At 67.3% G+C, this 16649-nt stretch carries 15 protein-coding genes; 4 read left to right on the top strand and 11 right to left on the bottom strand.

Going from position 1 to position 16649, the window contains the following annotated elements:
* The 3 genes from CHB77_RS15345 (at position 1) to CHB77_RS15335 (ending at position 1996) form a co-directional block, all read left to right on the top strand.
* Positions 1 to 465, top strand: coding sequence for a hypothetical protein (locus CHB77_RS15345; RefSeq protein ID WP_089389054.1), 465 nt, complete (start codon positions 1 to 3; stop codon positions 463 to 465).
* Between the two features lie 76 nt (positions 466 to 541).
* Positions 542 to 1447 (top strand): polyphosphate kinase 2, encoded by a 906-nt coding sequence (gene ppk2 / locus CHB77_RS15340; protein WP_089389053.1) that lies wholly within the window; start codon positions 542 to 544, stop codon positions 1445 to 1447.
* A gap of 93 nt (positions 1448 to 1540) precedes the next feature.
* Entirely contained in the window at positions 1541 to 1996 is a 456-nt protein-coding gene (locus CHB77_RS15335; RefSeq protein WP_341273565.1) for a tellurite resistance TerB family protein, read from the top strand.
* Here the strand turns inward: CHB77_RS15335 and CHB77_RS15330 are convergent.
* From CHB77_RS15330 to CHB77_RS15320, 3 genes are read right to left on the bottom strand one after another with little or no spacing between them, the layout of a single operon-like run.
* Positions 1993 to 3300 (bottom strand): NAD(P)/FAD-dependent oxidoreductase, encoded by a 1308-nt coding sequence (locus CHB77_RS15330; RefSeq protein WP_089389052.1) that lies wholly within the window; start codon positions 3298 to 3300, stop codon positions 1993 to 1995. The genes CHB77_RS15335 and CHB77_RS15330 overlap by 4 nt on opposite strands.
* Positions 3297 to 4661 (bottom strand): glutamine synthetase family protein, encoded by a 1365-nt coding sequence (locus CHB77_RS15325; protein WP_089389051.1) that lies wholly within the window; start codon positions 4659 to 4661, stop codon positions 3297 to 3299. Before CHB77_RS15325 ends, CHB77_RS15330 begins: the two co-directional genes overlap by 4 nt.
* A complete protein-coding gene (locus tag CHB77_RS15320) occupies positions 4661 to 5359 on the bottom strand; it encodes a type 1 glutamine amidotransferase (RefSeq protein WP_089389050.1) in 699 nt (232 codons plus the stop codon). The genes CHB77_RS15325 and CHB77_RS15320 overlap by 1 nt, the downstream gene beginning before the upstream one ends.
* A 145-nt stretch (positions 5360 to 5504) precedes the next feature.
* On the opposite strand from CHB77_RS15320, the gene CHB77_RS15315 reads away from it, so the two are divergent.
* A complete protein-coding gene (locus tag CHB77_RS15315; protein ID WP_089389049.1) occupies positions 5505 to 6635 on the top strand; it encodes an aminotransferase class V-fold PLP-dependent enzyme in 1131 nt (376 codons plus the stop codon).
* A 7-nt stretch (positions 6636 to 6642) separates the two neighbouring features.
* On the opposite strand, the gene recN is transcribed toward CHB77_RS15315, so the two are convergent.
* The 8 genes from recN to murB all read right to left on the bottom strand — a co-directional run bounded on the left by recN (position 6643) and on the right by murB (position 16644).
* Positions 6643 to 8289, bottom strand: coding sequence for a DNA repair protein RecN (recN, locus tag CHB77_RS15310; protein ID WP_089389048.1), 1647 nt, complete (start codon positions 8287 to 8289; stop codon positions 6643 to 6645).
* 34 nt (positions 8290 to 8323) lie between these two features.
* Positions 8324 to 9172: an outer membrane protein assembly factor BamD gene (locus CHB77_RS15305; RefSeq protein ID WP_089389047.1), complete on the bottom strand. Its 849-nt coding sequence runs from the start codon at positions 9170 to 9172 to the stop codon at positions 8324 to 8326.
* 154 nt (positions 9173 to 9326) lie between these two features.
* Positions 9327 to 10256, bottom strand: a complete 930-nt coding sequence (gene lpxC / locus CHB77_RS15300) for a UDP-3-O-acyl-N-acetylglucosamine deacetylase (protein WP_089389046.1) — start codon at positions 10254 to 10256, stop codon at positions 9327 to 9329.
* Positions 10257 to 10467: 211 nt separating this feature from the next.
* Positions 10468 to 12087, bottom strand: a complete 1620-nt coding sequence (gene ftsZ / locus CHB77_RS15295; RefSeq protein ID WP_089389045.1) for a cell division protein FtsZ — start codon at positions 12085 to 12087, stop codon at positions 10468 to 10470.
* A 224-nt stretch (positions 12088 to 12311) separates the two neighbouring features.
* A complete protein-coding gene (gene ftsA, locus CHB77_RS15290; protein ID WP_089389044.1) occupies positions 12312 to 13670 on the bottom strand; it encodes a cell division protein FtsA in 1359 nt (452 codons plus the stop codon).
* A 4-nt stretch (positions 13671 to 13674) separates the two neighbouring features.
* Positions 13675 to 14622 carry a cell division protein FtsQ/DivIB gene (locus CHB77_RS15285; RefSeq protein WP_242626675.1) on the bottom strand — a complete coding sequence of 316 codons (948 nt, stop codon included), beginning with the start codon at positions 14620 to 14622 and terminating at the stop codon, positions 13675 to 13677.
* On the bottom strand, positions 14610 to 15500 hold the full coding sequence (locus CHB77_RS15280; protein WP_242626676.1) for a D-alanine--D-alanine ligase: 891 nt from the start codon (positions 15498 to 15500) through the stop codon (positions 14610 to 14612). The genes CHB77_RS15285 and CHB77_RS15280 overlap by 13 nt, the downstream gene beginning before the upstream one ends.
* Positions 15501 to 15702: 202 nt before the next feature.
* A complete protein-coding gene (gene murB / locus CHB77_RS15275; protein WP_089389042.1) occupies positions 15703 to 16644 on the bottom strand; it encodes a UDP-N-acetylmuramate dehydrogenase in 942 nt (313 codons plus the stop codon).
* Positions 16645 to 16649: the final 5 nt, after the last annotated feature.

The raw sequence follows: 16649 nt of genomic DNA, 5'->3' as shown, positions 1-16649 counted from the left end.
ATGCGCATGTCCGTCCTTGCCGGGCTGGCGTGCTGCCTGGCGACCGCTGCGGCAGCCGACGCGCCGCTGATTGTCCTGGACCAGACGCGGCTGCCTTTTGACCTGGGGCCGGGGCATCCGGCGAACAATCCCGCCAGTCCCGCCAATTCGCCCAATGCCGCGTGGAATTCGTCGGGCAACACCGCCAACGCCGGCACGGCCTGGCCGAATCGGCCATCGAACCCCGCCAACGAACAACGCCTTATCATCACCGCCGACGGGGGCGTGCTGGGCTATTACGCGCCCAATCCCGGCGGCGTGCTGAACCTGTTCGACGTGACCGGCCGCCGCGTCGCCTATCGCCCTGCGCGCGGCACCCGCAGCCTGTTCACCGTCACCGGCCAGTGGTGCGGGACCGTGGACGGGACGCGCGGCCGTTTCGTTCTGGCCGTGACCCCCGCCTGCGCGGCGCGTTTCGGACGCTGATGGCCCGGAACGCCGGGCCACGGCAAAGTCGTTACATTGCGGCCCTATACCGACCGCCGCACTCCCGGAGAATCCCATGACCGACGCACCCAAGGACTGGCTGGAAGCCGAACTTCAGGAAACCCTGGACGAAGACTACGAGATGGAGCTGGAAGACGCGGTCCTGTCCGAGGAAATCCGCCGCATCTATCGTGACCAGCGGCCCGAACAGATGAACCGCACGCTGTATTTCCGCGAATTGCTGCGGTTGCAGACCGAGCTTATCAAGTTGCAGGACTGGGTCGGCCACCACAAGGAAAAGGTCGTTGTCATCTTCGAAGGCCGTGATTCCGCCGGAAAGGGCGGCGCGATCAAGCGCATCACCCAGCGTCTGAACCCGCGCGTGGTGCGCACCGTGGCCCTGCCCGCGCCGTCCGACCGCGAAAAGACCCAGTGGTATTTCCAGCGATACGTCCCGCATCTGCCCGCCGGGGGCGAGATCGTGCTGTTCGACCGCAGCTGGTACAACCGGGCGGGCGTCGAACGGGTGATGGGTTTCGCGACCGAGGATCAGGTGGAACAGTTCTTTCAGGACGTTCCCGAATTCGAACGGATGCTGGTCCGGTCGGGCATCCGGCTGGTGAAATACTGGTTCTCGATCACCGACGAGGAACAGCAGATGCGGTTCCTGATGCGGATCCACGATCCGCTGAAGCAATGGAAGCTGTCGCCCATGGACCTGGAATCCCGCATCCGTTGGGAAGCCTATACCAAGGCCAAGGAAGACATGCTGGAACGCACCAACATCCCCGAAGCGCCCTGGTACGTCGTGCCCGCGAACGACAAGAAGCGTGCCCGCCTGAACTGCATGAGCCACCTGCTGAGCCAGATCCCCTATGCCGAGGTGGATCACGAGGAGGTGTCGTTGCCGGAACGCGTCTTCAACCCCGACTACGAACGCGACGTTCTGCCGCGCGATCTGTACGTGCCGCAGGTATATTAGGATCCGGGGCAGTCTGGCTGGAATCGGCCGGTCCGTCTTAATAAAAGTATAAGCATTTGCTTGGTTCTTGAATGACCTCCGCAAAGGGCTAGTATGGCCACCATGTTCCGCAATCTTCTGAACCGCTTGTTCACGGAAGAACCCGCTCTGACGCCTTTGGCAACAGAGGATGCGGAAATTGCGATCGCCGCCCTGCTGGTCCGCCTTGCGCGCGCGGACGATCATTACAGTGCGGCGGAACGGCGGCGGATCGACCAGGTTCTGGCCCGGCTGCACGACCTGGATCCCGCCGAGGCGTCCGAACGCCGTTCCGTGGCCGAGATGATCGAGGCCGAGGCGCCCGACACGGTCCGCTTTACACGCCTGATAAAGGATCGTGTCCTGCTGGAAGACCGGGTCGCCATTATCCGCGCGCTGTGGGACATCGCCTATGCCGACGAACGGCGCAATGCCCATGAGGAGACGATGATCCGTCTCATGTCCGGGCTGCTGGGCGTGACCGACCGCGATTCCGCCTTCCAACGCCAGCGGGCGGCCGCCGCGCGCTAGATCCCCAGCCGGTCGCGCAGCCCGTACCACGCCATCCCCGCGACCAGCAGCGGACCGCGCAGCATCGAGCCGCCCGGAAAGGGCCGCTTGGGGATCGCCGCCATCGCGTCGAAGCCGTCGGACTGCCCCGCCACCGCGTCGGCCATCAGCCTGCCCGCAATCGCCGCCATCGCCACCCCGTGCCCGGAATAGCCGCCCGCCGACAGGCAGTTCGGTGCGGGCCGGGCGAAATGCGGCATCCGGTTCATGGTGATCGCCAGCGTGCCCCCCCAGGCATGGGTGATCGCCACGTCGCGCAGTTGCGGATAGACCGACAGCAGGTGCGGGCGCACCAGGGCCGCAATGTCCCGTGGGAACCGATAGCTGACGGTTTCGCCCCCGCCGAAGATCAGGCGGCGGTCGTCGTCCAGGCGCCAATAGTTCACCACGAACTTGGTATCCGCTGCCGCCGTGCGCTGCGGAAGGATTTCGGGAAAGCGGTCCCCCAGCGGTTCGGTCGCGACGATATAGTTGTTGATCGGCATGACCCGCGCCGCGACGCGCGCATCCAGCCGACCCTGATAGCCGTTCCCGGCCAGGATCGCATGATCGCAGACGATCCTGCCGGTATCGCACAGCACGCAGGTCTTGCCGGTGGCTGTGCCGTGTTCGATCCGGTGGACATGCGTGCCCTCGTGAATGCGCACCCCCGCCAGTATTGCCAGCCGCGCCATGCCGATCGCCAGGGCCAGCGGCTGCACATGCCCCGCCCCCCGGTCCACGTCGCCGCCCGCATAGGCGTCGCTGCCCAGAAGGCCGGCCATGGCCGCGCGGTCCAGGGGCTGCACCTTGTCGTAATCGTAATGCGCCGCCAGATGCGCGGCCATCGTTGCGCTGTGCCGGACCTCGGCGGAACTGCGCGCCGCATGGGCCACACCGTCGCGGATCGGCACCCCGGATTCGGCGGCAAGGGCGCGGACCAGGGCCTTGGCATCCTCGGCCAGATCCCACAGGCGGCGGGCGGTGCCGCGGCCATACTGGCGTTCCAGCCAGTCCACCTCTTGCCGCTGGCCCGATCCGATCTGCCCGCCGTTGCGTCCCGACGCGCCGAACCCCACCCGCTGCGCATCGACCAGCACCACGTCCCGCCCCGCCCGCGCCAGATGCAGCGCGGCGGACAGGCCGGTATAGCCCGCCCCCACCACCGCCACGTCGGCGCGCGTTTCCCCTTTCAGCGGCGGAAAGGGATCCAGGGTGGTGCAGGTGTCGGCATAGACGCTGGGCGGATATTCCCCGCGCTGGTCGTTGGCATACAGAAGCGTCATACGTTCAGCAGCAGGTGTTCGCGTTCCCAGGGGCTGATGACCTGCAAGAACTCCTTGTACTCGTTGCGCTTGACCGATTCATAGACGGCGGTGAAATCCTCGCCCAGCACGCCGCGCATGGGGGCGCTGTCGGCCATGATGTCCAGCGCGTCGCCCAGATTGTAGGGCAGTTCGTCCTCGCTCATATAGGCATCGCCCAGGCATTCCGCGCGAGGATTTTCCGCTTCGACCAGGCCCAGGTAGCCGCAGGCAAGGCTGGCCGCGATGCCCAGATAGGGGTTGCAGTCCATCCCCGCCAGCCGGTTTTCGACCCGCCGCGCATCGGGGCTGGAAATCGGCACCCGCAGGCCGGTCGTGCGGTTGTCGCGGCCCCATTCCAGGTTGATGGGCGCCGCGAAGTCCGGGACATAGCGGCGATAGCTGTTCACATAGGGCGCCAGCAGCGCCACGGCGGCGGGCAGGTGCTTCTGCATCCCGGCGATGAAATGCAGGAACTGGGGCGTCTCGGCCCCCTTGGCGTCGGAAAACAGGTTCTGCCCCGTCGCCACGTCGATGATCGAATGGTGCAGGTGCATGGCGCTGCCCGGCTCGCCCTCGATGGGCTTGGCCATGAAGGTCGCGAAACAGTCGTGGCGCAGTGCGGCCTCGCGGATCAGGCGCTTGAAATAGAAAATCTCGTCGGCCAAGGCCACGGGATCGCCGTGGTTCAGGTTGATTTCCACCTGTCCCGCGCCACCTTCTTGCAGGATGCCGTCGATCTCGAACCCCTGGGCCTCGGCGAAATCGTAGATGTCGTCGATGACCTTGCCGTATTCATCGACCGCCGACATGGAATAGGCCTGCTTGGCGGCGGCCCGCCGCCCGGTGCGGCCCATCGGCGGGATGATCGGCTGGTTCGGGTCGATGTTGCGCGCGACCAGAAAGAATTCCATCTCGGGCGCCACGACCGGCTTCCAGCCTTTCTGGCGATACAGATCGACCACCCGTTTCAGCACGTTGCGAGGGGCGACGGGGACCGGATTGCCGCCTTGGTCATAAGCGTCGTGGATGACCTGCAAGGTCCAGTCGGCGGTCCAGGGCGCGGCGGTCGCGGTGCTGAAATCCGGGGTCAGGATCATGTCGGGTTCGGTGAACGCACCCGCCGGATTGTCCGCCCATTCCCCGGTGATGGTTTGCAGAAAGATCGAGTTCGGCAGATAGAACTTGTCCTGGCGCGCAAATTTCGACGCGGGCATGGCCTTGCCACGCGCGACGCCCGCGATGTCGGCCAGGATGCATTCGACCTCGTCCAGCCGGCGGCCGGCCACGAAGTCGCGGGCCGCCTGGGGCAGCCTGTCGATCCAGTCGCTTGACTTCTCCATTAGGCTACACCCCGGCTGATGGCGCGGGGCTGCTTGAAAAAGGCCTCGATCCGGTCGGCCACCGCGCCCGATCCTGTCGCGTCGCCCATCCGCGCGGCCGCCTGATCCAGCAGCGGCTGCGGCACGACGCCCGGCGCCCGCGTGTCCATCAATCCCTGGATAAAGCCGTCGGAAAATTCCGGATGCGCCTGCACGCTATAGGCCCGGTCGCCATAGATCAGCGCGGCGTTTTCGCAGAAATCGCTGCGACCCGCCACCTGCGCATCCTTGGGCAGCGTCACGACCTGATCCTGGTGCCATGCGTTCAGCCGCACCGTTTCGCCGTCGAAATCGTAATCCTGCGTGCCCACGGACCAACCGCCCGGATGCTTGACCACCGTGCCGCCCAGCGCCTGGGCGATGATCTGGTGGCCGAAACAGACGCCGACCATCGGCACCGCCGCGTCATAGGCATCGCGGATGAAGCGTTCCAGGACCGGAATGAAGCCGTGATCCTCATACGCGCCATGGCGCGATCCGGTCAGCAGCCAGCCGTCGGCATCCTGCACGCTGTCGGGAAACTCCATCGACTCGACATGAAAGGTGCGGAAATCGAAGCCGCGCCCGTCCAGAAGCCGGACAAACATGTCGGGATAATCGCCCATGTCCTGCTTCAATTCGGCGGGCGCCTGGCCGCATTGAAGGATGCCGATGCGCATGAAAAACCTGCGATGTTGCTGTCCGCACGAAGGTAGTCGCCCGGACGGGGGGCCTGCAAGGGGGCGCGGGCGATTGCGCCCTTTGGCGGTCTGGCCGCGCGGCGCCGGGGCGGTTAGGCTGGCGCCGACCAGACAGGAGACTGCGATGCCCCACCGTCACCCCCACATCGACCCGAACGGGCTTGAGGAATTCTCGGTCGTCTTCACCGACCGGTCGCTGAACCACATGTCGCAGCGGTTCGGGCAGGTGATGCGCGACCTGTCGGCCACGCTGCGCGAGGTTTATGGTGCATCGCAGGTCGCGATCGTGCCGGGCGGCGGCACCTATGCGATGGAATCGGTCGCCCGCCAGTTCGGCACCGGACACGCGCTGATCGTGCGCAACGGCTGGTTCAGCTATCGCTGGAGCCAGATCTTCGACATGGGGGGGTTCGCGCGCGAGACGACCGTGGCGATGGCCCGGCCGGCCGGCAACGAACCGCAGCCCGCCTATGCGCCCCCGCCCATCGACGAGGTGGTGGCGAAGATCCATGAAGTCCGGCCCGATGCGGTCTTCGCGCCGCATGTCGAAACCTCGGCCGGGCTGATCCTGCCGGACGATTACATCCGGGCGCTGTCGGATGCCGCGCATGGGGTCGGCGCGCTGATGGTGCTGGAGTGCATCGCCTCGGGCGCGGTCTGGGTGGACATGGCGGCGACGGGCGTGGACGTGCTGATCTCGGCCCCGCAAAAGGGATGGTCGGCCTCGCCCGCCGCCGGGCTGGTGATGCTGTCGGACCGCGCCGCCGAACGGCTGGCCGCGACGGACAGCAACAGCTTTGCCCTGGACCTGAAGAAATGGCGCGCGATCATGGCGGCGTATGAAGACGGCGGCCACGCCTATCATGCGACCATGCCGACCGACGCCCTGCTGGGCCTGCGCGACGCGATGGAGGAAACGCGCGCGATGGGTTTCGACGCCGCGCGCGATGCGCAATGGCGCCTGGGCAACGCGGTGCGCGATCTGCTGGCCGAACGCGGCGTCCGGTCGGTCGCGGCGCCCGGTTTCGCCGCGCCAGGGGTCGTCGTCAGCTATACCGACGATCCCGACATCAAGACCGGCAGGAAGTTCGCGGCCCAGGGAATGCAGATCGCTGCCGGCGTGCCGTTGGCCGTGAACGAAGGCGACGCCTTTTCGACCTTTCGGCTGGGCCTGTTCGGTCTGGACAAGCTCGGTGACGTGGACGGCACGGTGGCGCGGCTGCGGGCGGTGCTGGACAAGGTGATCCCGGCGTAAGGCCGTTTCACCCCCCCAGAAGGGCGCGCGCGGCGCCGGTCGCGGCCTGGGTGATGCGGTCGCCCGACAGCATCCGGGCGATTTCGTCCACGCGTTCGGGCGGCGACAGCGCGGCCACGGTCGAGGTCGTCATATCGTCATGCACCGACTTCGACACCCGGAAATGGTTGGCGCCCAGCGCCGCCACCTGCGGCGAGTGCGTGACGACCAGAACCTGCGCATCGTCCGACAGCCGCTTGAGCCTGCGGCCCACCGCATCCGCCGTGGCGCCGCCGACGCCCCGATCAATTTCGTCGAAGATCAGCACAAGCGCATCGTTGCCGCGCGCAAGACAGACCTTCAGCGCCAGCAGGAACCGCGACAGTTCCCCGCCCGAGGCGATCTTGTCCAAGGCGCCCGCAGGCGCGCCGGGATTGGTGGCGACGGTAAAGGCCACATCGTCGCGCCCGTCGGGACCCGGCTCGCCGCGCGTCACGATGGTCTGGAATACGGCCCGTTCCATCTTCAACGGCGCCAGTTCGCCGGTCACGGCGCGATCAAGGGCGGCGGCGGCGTCCATGCGCGTGCGCGTCACCTCGTCGGCCTCGGCATCATAGCGGGCTTCGGCGTCGTCCACCTGCCTGCGCAGGGCGGCGATCTGCGCCTCGCCCGCGTCGATCCGCCCCAGCCTGTCGCGCAGGTCGTCGGCCAGCCCGGCCAGATCGTCGGCCAGGACGTTGTGCTTGCGGGCCAGGGCGCGCAGGGCGAAAAGCCGTTCCTCGGTCGCCTCGAGCCGGGTTGGATCGACGTCAAGGGCCGACAGCGCATCCTGGACGCCGCCATGCGCCTCGCCCAGTTCGACCAGGGCGCGGGACAGGGCAGCGATGGGTTCGTCCAGCCGCCCCTCGGCCCGGTCGGCGGCGCCTTCCAGCCAGCGGGTCGCGTCCAGCATCGCGCCCTCGGCCCCCTCGGCGCCCAGCATCCTGAGCGCGCGGGCCACATCCTCGCGGATGCGGATGGCGCCCTGCATGGCGCGGCGGCGGGTGTCCAGCGTCGCTTCCTCGCCCGCCTCGGGGGACAGGTCATCCAGTTCCTTGACGGCGTGGCGCAGGAAATCCTCCTCGGCGCGCGCGGCGGCCAGGCGGGCCTCGGCCTCGTCCAGATCGCGGCGGACGGTGCGGCGGGCGGACCAGGCGGCGCGCACCGGAACCAGGTCGATGGCGCCGAACGCATCCAGCAGCGCGCGATGCCCGCGCGGGTTCAGCAGGCCCCGGTCGTCGTGCTGGCCGTGCAGTTCGACCAGCGTGTCCGACACCTGCCGCAGCACCTCGCCCGACACCCGGCGGTCGTTGACAAAGCCGGTCTTGCGCCCGTCGCCGCCATTCACACGGCGCAGGATCAGGTCGTCGTCCTCAAGCTCGATCCCGGCATCGGCCAGCACGGCGCGGGCCGGATGGGCGGCGGGCAGGTCGAACACCGCCGTCACCTCGCCCTGCTGGGCGCCCTGGCGGACCAGATCGGCCCGGCCCCGCCAGCCCAGCACGAAGCCCAGGCAATCCAGCAGGATCGACTTGCCCGCGCCGGTTTCGCCGGTCAGCACGTTCAGGCCGGGACCGAAGGACAGGTCCAGCCGGTCAATCAGCAGCATGTTCCGAATGTCCAGCGATCGCAGCATAGGCAATCCTTCGTTGGGCGGTTCGCACCCTAACTCAAAGCCACCGTCCCTGGATCATCTGGCGATAGACATTATTCAGCCAGTTGTCGCCCCGCGCCTCGGGCGCCAGTCCGCGTCCGCGCAGCTGGCTGTAGGCGTCGGCGTAAAAAGGCGAGGACTGGAAGTTATAGCCCAGGATCGCGCCAGCCGTCTGCGCCTCGTCCGTCAGGCCCAGGGCCAGATAGGCCTCGACCAGCCGCAGCAGCGCCTCGGGCGTCTGGGTGGTGGTCTGGAATTCCTCGACCACCACGCGGAACCGGCTGATCGCCGCGGCATGATGGCCGCGCTTCAGATAATAGCGCCCGATCTCCATTTCCTTGCCCGCCAGATGGTCGAAGGCCAGGTCGAATTTCAGGATCGAGCTGCGGGCATATTCGCTGTCGGGATATTGTTCGATGACGGTGCGCAGCGATTGCAGCGCCTGAAAGGTCAGGCCCTGGTCGCGCCCGACCTCGTCGATCTGGTCGTAATAGGACAAGGCCAGCAGATACTGGGCATAGGCGGCGTCCTCGTCACCCGGATAGGTGTCGATAAACCTCTGCGCGGCGGCGCGCGCTTCCTCGTAATTTTGGCCTCGATGGTTTGAATAGGCCTGCATGATTAGCGCGCGCTTGGCCCATTCGGAATAGGGATACAGCCGCTCGACCTCGGCAAAATAGAACACCGCGTCTTCGGGCTTGCGGCTGTTTTCCAGTTCGAATTCGCCGCGCTTGTAGATTTCCTCGGCCGTGAATCGGTCCAGGTTGCGCTTGTCGGAATCCAATGATCCCCCGCCGCAGCCCGTCAGCACCAGACCCGCAAGAACCGCCGCCATCGTGGAAGCCCAGAATTTCGAGCGCGCCATCTTCACCCTGCCTACGAATTCGTCCGTGCAGCCAACCGGTCCGGGCTGTGCTGCCCGGACCGTCTAGCACAGAACATCAGGGGGCGCAAAATGGCAATCCGTTGATTTCCGCGCGCGTCACCGCCATCGGCCGCACATGGACAGGGGCGTGAATTTACGCGGCCACCCAATCGGTTGCAGCCAGATCGTAAGACGCGACCCCTGCGCCGGGCAGGCGGTCTTCCAAGGCGGACGAACAGGTTTCCCAAGTCCATGCCGCCGGATCGGCGAAAAGCGCGCGCAACAGCCTGTTGGTCATCGCATGGCCCGCGCGGTGCCCGGTATAGCGCGCCAGCAGGGGCGCCCCGGCCAGGGCCAGATCACCCATCGCGTCCAGCATCTTGTGGCGCACGGCCTCGTCCCGGTGGCGCAGGCCGCCGGGCGACAGGACGCGCGCGCCGTCCACCACGACCGCGTTCAGATAGGTGCCGCCCAAGGCCAGACCGTTCCGGCGCATCGCGTCCACATCGGCCTGGCGGCAAAAGGTCCGGCTGTCGGCCAGCTCGCGCAGGAACGCGCCGTTGGCCATGTCCAGACGCTTTTCCTGATGCCCGATGGCGGCGTCGGAAAAGTCGATCTGGAAATCGATTTCCAGATGGTCGGCGGGCGACAGGCGGGCGAACGCCGCGCCGTCGCGGACCTCGACCGGGCGCAGCACGCGGATGGCGCGCAGGGGCGCGGCCTGCAACGCAATGCCCGCGCGCAGGATGGCGCGCACGAACGGGGCGGCCGAACCGTCCAGGATCGGAACCTCGGGACCATCGACCGTCACCAATGCGTTGTGGATACCCGTGCCGGCAAGCGCGGCCATCACATGTTCCACGGTGGACAGCGTGACGCCGTTGCCGTCGTCCATCAGGGTGCACAGTTTCGACAGCGTGACGCGATCCCACCGGGCCGGAATGTCAACGGCGGGCTTCAGGTCGGCGCGGCGAAACACGATGCCATGGCCTGCGGGGGCGGAATGAATCTCCAGCCGGGCGGGGGCGCCGGAATGCAGCCCGACGCCCGCGAACGTCACCGTCTTTTTCACTGTCGCCTGCATGGGCCACCTGTCTTGCCTCGACGCCTCGCACGGGCGTCTGTCGATGTTAGGACCGACCTAGGCTCACGGCGCCAGGCCTTCAATTAACGATTTGTAACGGTATGAAACAATCATGGCCGCCCCGATCCCGCGACGGCGCATCGGGCTGTTGCAGCATGGAAAAAAGGCCGCCCCAAGGCGGCCTTTTCCCGGTCTGTCAGATGTGATCGGCTCAGTTCGCCTGACGGCGCAGGAAGGCCGGGATTTCGGTGTTGTCCTGGGCGGCATCCGGGCTGGCCAGATCATCGAAATCGGTTTCCTGCTGACGGGCGCGGACGGCCACGCGCTCGTTCACCCGTTCCGAGATCGAGGACGCGGGCGGCTTGGGCGCGGCCGTGTCGGAATGGCCCGCCATGCGTTCCAGCATCCGGCCAAGTCCGGCCATGCGGCTTTGGTTGCGAACGGGTTCCGCCGGCTGCGACGCAGACTGCTGGCGTTCGCCCTTGTGCTCGACCGCGCGGCGCAGGCGTTCCAGGGTTTCGGGCGAAGCCTGGCCGCGCGGCGCGCCTGCCTGGGTCGGACGGGGGGCGATGAAGCCCGCATCTTCCTTGACATTCAGCATCATCGGCTGCGCGGGTTCGCGCCGCTGATAGGCGGGGGCAGGCATCTCGTCCTCAATGCGTGCCGCATGGGCAGGCGCGGCGGGGGCAGGCGCGGCGGGGGCAGGCGCGGCGGGGCGGGCATCGGTCGCCATCGGCGCAGCGACGCGGCGCGGCGGCAGGTCGTCCTGCCGAGGCGCGGTTTCGACCTTTTGCGACACGGACGGGTTTTGGGTCAGCGGCTCGGCCATGGACCGGCGGGGGGCCGGGACGTCCGCCAGGGCGGCGCTGGCGTCGATGCCGGTCGCCACGACCGACACGCGGATCGATCCGTCCATGTTGGGATCCAGCGTCGAACCCACGATGATGTTGGCGTCGCTGTCCACCTTGTCGCGGATGACGTTCGCGGCCTCGTCCAGTTCGAACAGCGTCATGTCATAGCCGCCGGTGATGTTGATGAGCACACCGCGCGCGCCGTTCAGGCTGATTTCGTCCAGAAGCGGATTGGCGATGGCGCGTTCGGCGGCTTCCTGGGCGCGGTTGTCGCCCGAAGCCTCGCCGGTGCCCATCATCGCCTTGCCCATCTCGTCCATGACGGCGCGGACGTCGGCGAAGTCCAGATTGATGAGGCCGGGGCGGACCATCAGGTCAGTCACGCCCTTGACGCCTTGGTACAGCACGTCGTCGGCCATGGCGAAGGCGTCGGTGAAGGTGGTCTTTTCATTGGCCAGGCGGAACAGGTTCTGGTTCGGGATGATAATCAGCGTGTCCACGACCTTTTGCAAGGCCTCGACGCCCTCCTCGGCCTGGCGCATCCGCTTGGTTCCCTCGAACTGGAAGGGCTTGGTGACGACGCCAACGGTCAGGATCCCCATCTCGCGCGCGGCCTGGGCGATAATCGGGGCGGCGCCGGTGCCGGTGCCGCCGCCCATCCCGGCGGTGATAAAGCACATGTGCGCGCCCATCAGATGATCGACGATGTCCTCGATGGTCTCCTCGGCCGCCTTGGCGCCGATGGCGGGCTTGGCGCCGGCGCCCAGACCCTCGGTCACTTTCGGACCCATCTGGATGCGGCTGGTCGAACGCGACCCGGCCAGGGCCTGCGCGTCGGTGTTGGCCACCACGAAATCGACCCCGTCGAGCTTTTTCTCGATCATGTTGTTGACCGCGTTGCCGCCCGCCCCGCCCACGCCGAACACGGTGATCCGGGGCTTGAGTTCGTCTTCGTCGTTCATCATCAGATTGAGGTTCATGATTCCGCCTGTTTTTGCTATGTCGACCGGGTCATGACCTGCCGCCCGTCGAATCCCTCGTAAATCGTCGTTAATCCTAGCGGTCAGGCCGCTTTGCGTCACCCGAAAAACACGAAATATCCGCAAAATCTGGCGGTATCTGAATGTGTTTTCGGCGGTATCTTGCCAATGCCCGCTGCATGTGGTGGTGGCCCGTCCCTTTCAGCTTGTGGATAGTCAATGGCTTACCAGTTGTTCTTGAACCAGCGATAGGCGCGGCGCAGGCTGCGCGTCGGATAGCTGTCCGCGGGCATTTCGAAATCCCACCATTCGTCCTGCGGGTGCGCCGCGAACAACGCCAGGCCCACCGCGCTGGAAAAGCCGGGATCGGTGAACTGATGGGCCAGACCGTCGATCCGCAGCGGCCGACCGCAGCGGATGCTGGGTCCGAGGATGCGCGCGGCCAGGCCGTCCAGGCCGGGAATCTGGCTGCCCCCGCCGGTCAGCACGATCTGCTGGCTGGGCATCGAATCGAACCCCGCGGCATCAAGAACCTCGCGCACGCCTTCCAGGATTTCCTCGACCCGCGGACGCATGATGCCGATCAGGTCGGCGCGGCTGACCGACCGGCGGTCGCCCTCCCAGCCGGCCGCGTCCCCGGTCCCCGTCCCCGACCCTGCCCCGGTCAGGTCGATCATGTCGCGGTCGTCCCGGCCCGTCGCCTCGACCCCGCCGTTCAGGGTCTTCAACCGTTCGGCCACCGGCAGCGGCACCCGCAGCCCTTGGGCGATGTCCTGGGTAATCAACTGGCCGCCGATCTTAACATTGTCGCCGAAGATCATGTGTTTCTTTGCAAAAATAGAAACACCCGTCCCGCCGCCGCCCATATCGATGCAGGCCGCGCCCAGTTCCTGCTCGTCCTCGACCAGTGCCGCACGGGCCGAAGCGTAGGAGGCAGAGGCCACCCCCGCCAGTTCCAGATCGCAGCGGCGGATGCATTGGACCAGATTGCCGATCACGTCGCCATCGACGGTCAGCACATGCATGTCGCAGGCCAGCCGGTTGCCGACGTGATCGCGCGGATCGCCCAGGCCGCTGCGGTTGTCGACGGCAAAGTTCACCGGCTGGGCATGCAGCACCTCTCGGCCCCGGCCGAAATCGGGCGCGTCGCAGGCGGCCATGACGCGGGCCACGTCGTGATCCTGGACGCGGCCCGTTTCAAGGGCGACCTCGCCCGCCAGCCCATAGGATGCCGGACGCCCGCCCGACAGGCAGGCGATGACATGGTCCACCCTCACGCCCGCGACCTTTTGCGCGGCGGCGACGACCGTGCGGATCGCGCGTTCGGTTTCGGCCATCGTGTCGATCTCGCCGCGGCGCATCCCGCGCGACCGGGTCGAGGCCGCGCCGATCACCCGGAAATTCACCTGCCCCGCCATCGGCCCCACGCCGTCGGTTTCGCGGAACGTGCCGGTTCCGTCAAAGCGCAGCACCAGACAGGCGATCTTTGCGGTGCCGATGTCCAGAATGCCGATCACGCCCCGTTGCAGGGCGGCCAGGCGGATGTTCCGCATCGCCCGCTGCGTCTGATAAAGTTCCGCCACCCGTTCAGCCCCCCGTCTTTTCTTCTTGTTGGATGATGACCTTGCCATCCGGTCCCAGCAGAGCCAGGCCGCGCGCTTCTCGGATGGTGTTGCGCGCATCCACGCCCAGCCGCAGCACGGGGCGGGACGGGTTGCGCAAATCGACGGTGGTGATGTCGCGCCCCAGCATGTCCTGGGACCGGTCCAGGGCGATGGCGGCTTGCAGCGCGATCACGGATCCCTCGGGGGGCAGCATGATCTTTTGCCCGTGATCCAGAACCAGATCCCAGCGGCGTTCGCCCCGCCGCACCAGCCCGCGCACGCGCGGCAGGATCGGACCGGCGGCGTCGATCAGCGACAGCGCCTCGGGGACGGACAGATCGGCCCCCTCGCCCGCGATCAGCGGCAGGTCGGGGCGCACGTCGCGGGCCGTGACCGAGGCGACGCGGCGGCCGGTCCTGTCCAGAATTTCGATCCCGCGCGAATGGCGCCACAGGACGGCGGGTTCGCGTTCCTTGACCACGGCGGACAGGATCCCGCCCGGCTTGATGCGCAGGTCGATGGATTCGATCGCGTCAAGCTGCATCACTTGCAGCCGCAGCGCGGCCAGATCGATGTCAAAGCTGGAGGCCGGCAGTTCCACCGGCAGCATGGCCCGCAGCGCCTTGTCCACGACCGGGGATGCGCCCTCGACCGTCATGGTGTGGATCTGGAATTCCTCGCGGCTTTGCACCTTGTCGATGACCTGCTGGACGCCGCCGGTCAGCCGGGCGCGGCGATCGTCGTCGGCCAGCCACAAACCGGCCGTCAGCGCGATCAGAAACGACGGCACCCCCACCCGGACGGTGCGGCGCCAGAGCGGGCGCAGCCACATGCGTTCCAGCCGGTATTGCAGCCGGGTCGGCGCCGGGTCGCGCTTGATGCGTTCGGGCTGCTGCGCCCGATCCGGGCGATGGTCGATCACGTCCGGCACAGCGCGTCCTTTACCATCCAGGCCATCAGGGCGGGAAAGTCGATCCCGGCATGGGCCGCCTGTTCCGGCGCCAGAGAAGTGGGCGTCATGCCGGGCTGGGTGTTCACCTCGAGCAGGATCAGCCCGTCCAGGCCGCGCGCATCGTCCCAGCGGAAATCGGTGCGCGACAGGCCCCGGCAGCCCAGCGCGTCATGGGCACGCACCGCGTAATCCAGGCAGGCCGCCGTGATGTCCGCCGGAATCTGGGCCGGAATGATGTGGCGCGATCCGCCGACCGAATATTTCGCGGCATAATCGTACCAGCCCTGGGTCACGATCTCGGTCACGCCCAGGGCGCGGTCGCCCATCACGGCGGTGGTCAGCTCGCGCCCCGGCGCATAGGTTTCGACCATCACCCGCGCGGGCATGGTCGGGGCCAGCTGCGGCGGCTGGTTGGCGCCGTCATGGACGATATAGACGCCCACGGACGACCCTTCGTCATTCGGCTTGACCACATAGGGCGGCGGCAGGACATGGCGCGCCCGCACCTCGGCCGCGCAGGCGATGACGCTGTCCACGACCGGCAGGCCGGCGGCGCGCAGCGCGTCCTTGGCGCGGGTCTTGTCCATCGCCAGGGCCGACGTCAGCACGCCGGAATGGGTATAGGGCAGGTCCAGCCATTCCAGGATGCCCTGAACGCAGCCATCCTCGCCGAATCGGCCGTGCAGGGCGTTGAAGACGACATCGGCGCGCAGTCCCGCCAGCCGCGCGACCAGTTCGCTGCCGCGTGCGCGCCCCAATTCGACCTCGATCACCTCGAAGCCCGCCACCCGCAGCGCGTTCGCGCATTCGCGCCCCGACGACAACGACACCTCGCGTTCGGCCGAGGGTCCGCCCATCAGAACGGCTACGGTATGGGCTGTCCTGCTCGACCTGCCCGCCACTTGATTGCCTTTCGCACCCGGTTGGTCCGGGATTTTCCTGTCCCGCGCGGCCGGGTTGACCCCGATCCTGCGCCTGCCAGACAAGGATAGCTGATGCGCGAAAATCACAAAAGGGTAATTTTGGCTATCTGCCAAAGATTGTTGAGTGAATCGTTAGTCAGCCTTCGGTTGAAACAGGCAGCGGATCGCCCACGCGGATCACCTCCCATTGCAGGTCGTGGCCGCTGTCCTCCAGCACGCGGCGCCGGACCAGTTCGCCCAAGGCCTCAAGCTCTGCCGCCGTGGCGCCGCCGGTGTTGAGAAGGAAATTGGGATGCTTTTCGGACATCTGCGCCCCGCCCCAGCTGTGACCGCGCAAGCCCGCCTGGTCGATCAGCGACCAGGCCTTGAGGTCGTGGACGTCGTCCTCCTGCCCCGTCGAACTGAACCCCGCGGGGTTGCGGAAGGTCGATCCGGCGCTGCGTTCCCGGGTGGGCTGCGTCTCGTCGCGCCGGGCAAGCTGCACCGCCATCTTGGCGTGCAGCGCATCGGGATCGCCGGGAACCGCGCGGAACGTCGCCTCGGTCACGACGCAGCCCGCGGGCAGGTCGGCGTGGCGATAGGCAAAGCGCAGGTCGTCGGGGGTCAGCACGATCCGCTGGCCGTCGCGGGTGACGGCGCGCGCCTCGACCAGATGGTCGGCGACATAGCTGCCATAGCAGCCCGCGTTCATGCAGACCGCCCCGCCGATGCTGCCGGGGATCGTGCGCAGAAAGGTCAGGTCCAGCCCCGCATCGGCGGCGCGCCGGGCGACATGGGCATCCAGGGCGGCGGCCCCCGCGGTCACGCGGTCGCCCTCGATCGCGATGGCGTTGAAGCCCCGGCCCAGACGGATCACCACACCCCGGATACCGCCATCCCGCACGATCAGGTTGCTGCCGACCCCGATCGGAAAAATCGGAACCGATGGATCCAGATCGCGCAGGAAATCGGCCAGGTCATCGTCGTCCGCGGGCTGGAACAGCCAGTCGGCGGGGCCGCCCACGCGCAGCCAGGTCAGGCTGTCCAGCGGTCGGTCGGGGGTCAGGGCGCCACGGGTGGGGGGAAGGACGGTCATCATGACGG

Origin of the sequence: Paracoccus sediminis (assembly GCF_900188295.1) — a bacterium.
In the GTDB taxonomy this organism is placed as follows: Bacteria; Pseudomonadota; Alphaproteobacteria; order Rhodobacterales; family Rhodobacteraceae; genus Paracoccus; species Paracoccus sediminis.
The sequence above is the reverse complement of the archived record's forward strand: the minus strand, read 5'-3'. Positions and strand labels throughout refer to the sequence as shown.

What these genes read in the sequence shown, in the direction of transcription:
- CHB77_RS15280 (WP_242626676.1), bottom strand. Translation starts at nt 15,500, where the DNA reads ATGGGCGGACCCTCGGCCGAACGCGAGGTGTCGTTGTCGTCGGGGCGC.
- ppk2 (WP_089389053.1), top strand. Translation starts at nt 542, where the DNA reads ATGACCGACGCACCCAAGGACTGGCTGGAAGCCGAACTTCAGGAAACC.
- recN (WP_089389048.1), bottom strand. Translation starts at nt 8,289, where the DNA reads ATGCTGCGATCGCTGGACATTCGGAACATGCTGCTGATTGACCGGCTG.
- lpxC (WP_089389046.1), bottom strand. Translation starts at nt 10,256, where the DNA reads ATGCAGGCGACAGTGAAAAAGACGGTGACGTTCGCGGGCGTCGGGCTG.
- murB (WP_089389042.1), bottom strand. Translation starts at nt 16,644, where the DNA reads ATGATGACCGTCCTTCCCCCCACCCGTGGCGCCCTGACCCCCGACCGA.
- CHB77_RS15335 (WP_341273565.1), top strand. Translation starts at nt 1,541, where the DNA reads ATGGCCACCATGTTCCGCAATCTTCTGAACCGCTTGTTCACGGAAGAA.
- ftsZ (WP_089389045.1), bottom strand. Translation starts at nt 12,087, where the DNA reads ATGAACCTCAATCTGATGATGAACGACGAAGACGAACTCAAGCCCCGG.
- CHB77_RS15305 (WP_089389047.1), bottom strand. Translation starts at nt 9,172, where the DNA reads ATGGCGCGCTCGAAATTCTGGGCTTCCACGATGGCGGCGGTTCTTGCG.
- CHB77_RS15345 (WP_089389054.1), top strand. Translation starts at nt 1, where the DNA reads ATGCGCATGTCCGTCCTTGCCGGGCTGGCGTGCTGCCTGGCGACCGCT.
- CHB77_RS15325 (WP_089389051.1), bottom strand. Translation starts at nt 4,661, where the DNA reads ATGGAGAAGTCAAGCGACTGGATCGACAGGCTGCCCCAGGCGGCCCGC.
- CHB77_RS15330 (WP_089389052.1), bottom strand. Translation starts at nt 3,300, where the DNA reads ATGACGCTTCTGTATGCCAACGACCAGCGCGGGGAATATCCGCCCAGC.
- CHB77_RS15315 (WP_089389049.1), top strand. Translation starts at nt 5,505, where the DNA reads ATGCCCCACCGTCACCCCCACATCGACCCGAACGGGCTTGAGGAATTC.
- CHB77_RS15320 (WP_089389050.1), bottom strand. Translation starts at nt 5,359, where the DNA reads ATGCGCATCGGCATCCTTCAATGCGGCCAGGCGCCCGCCGAATTGAAG.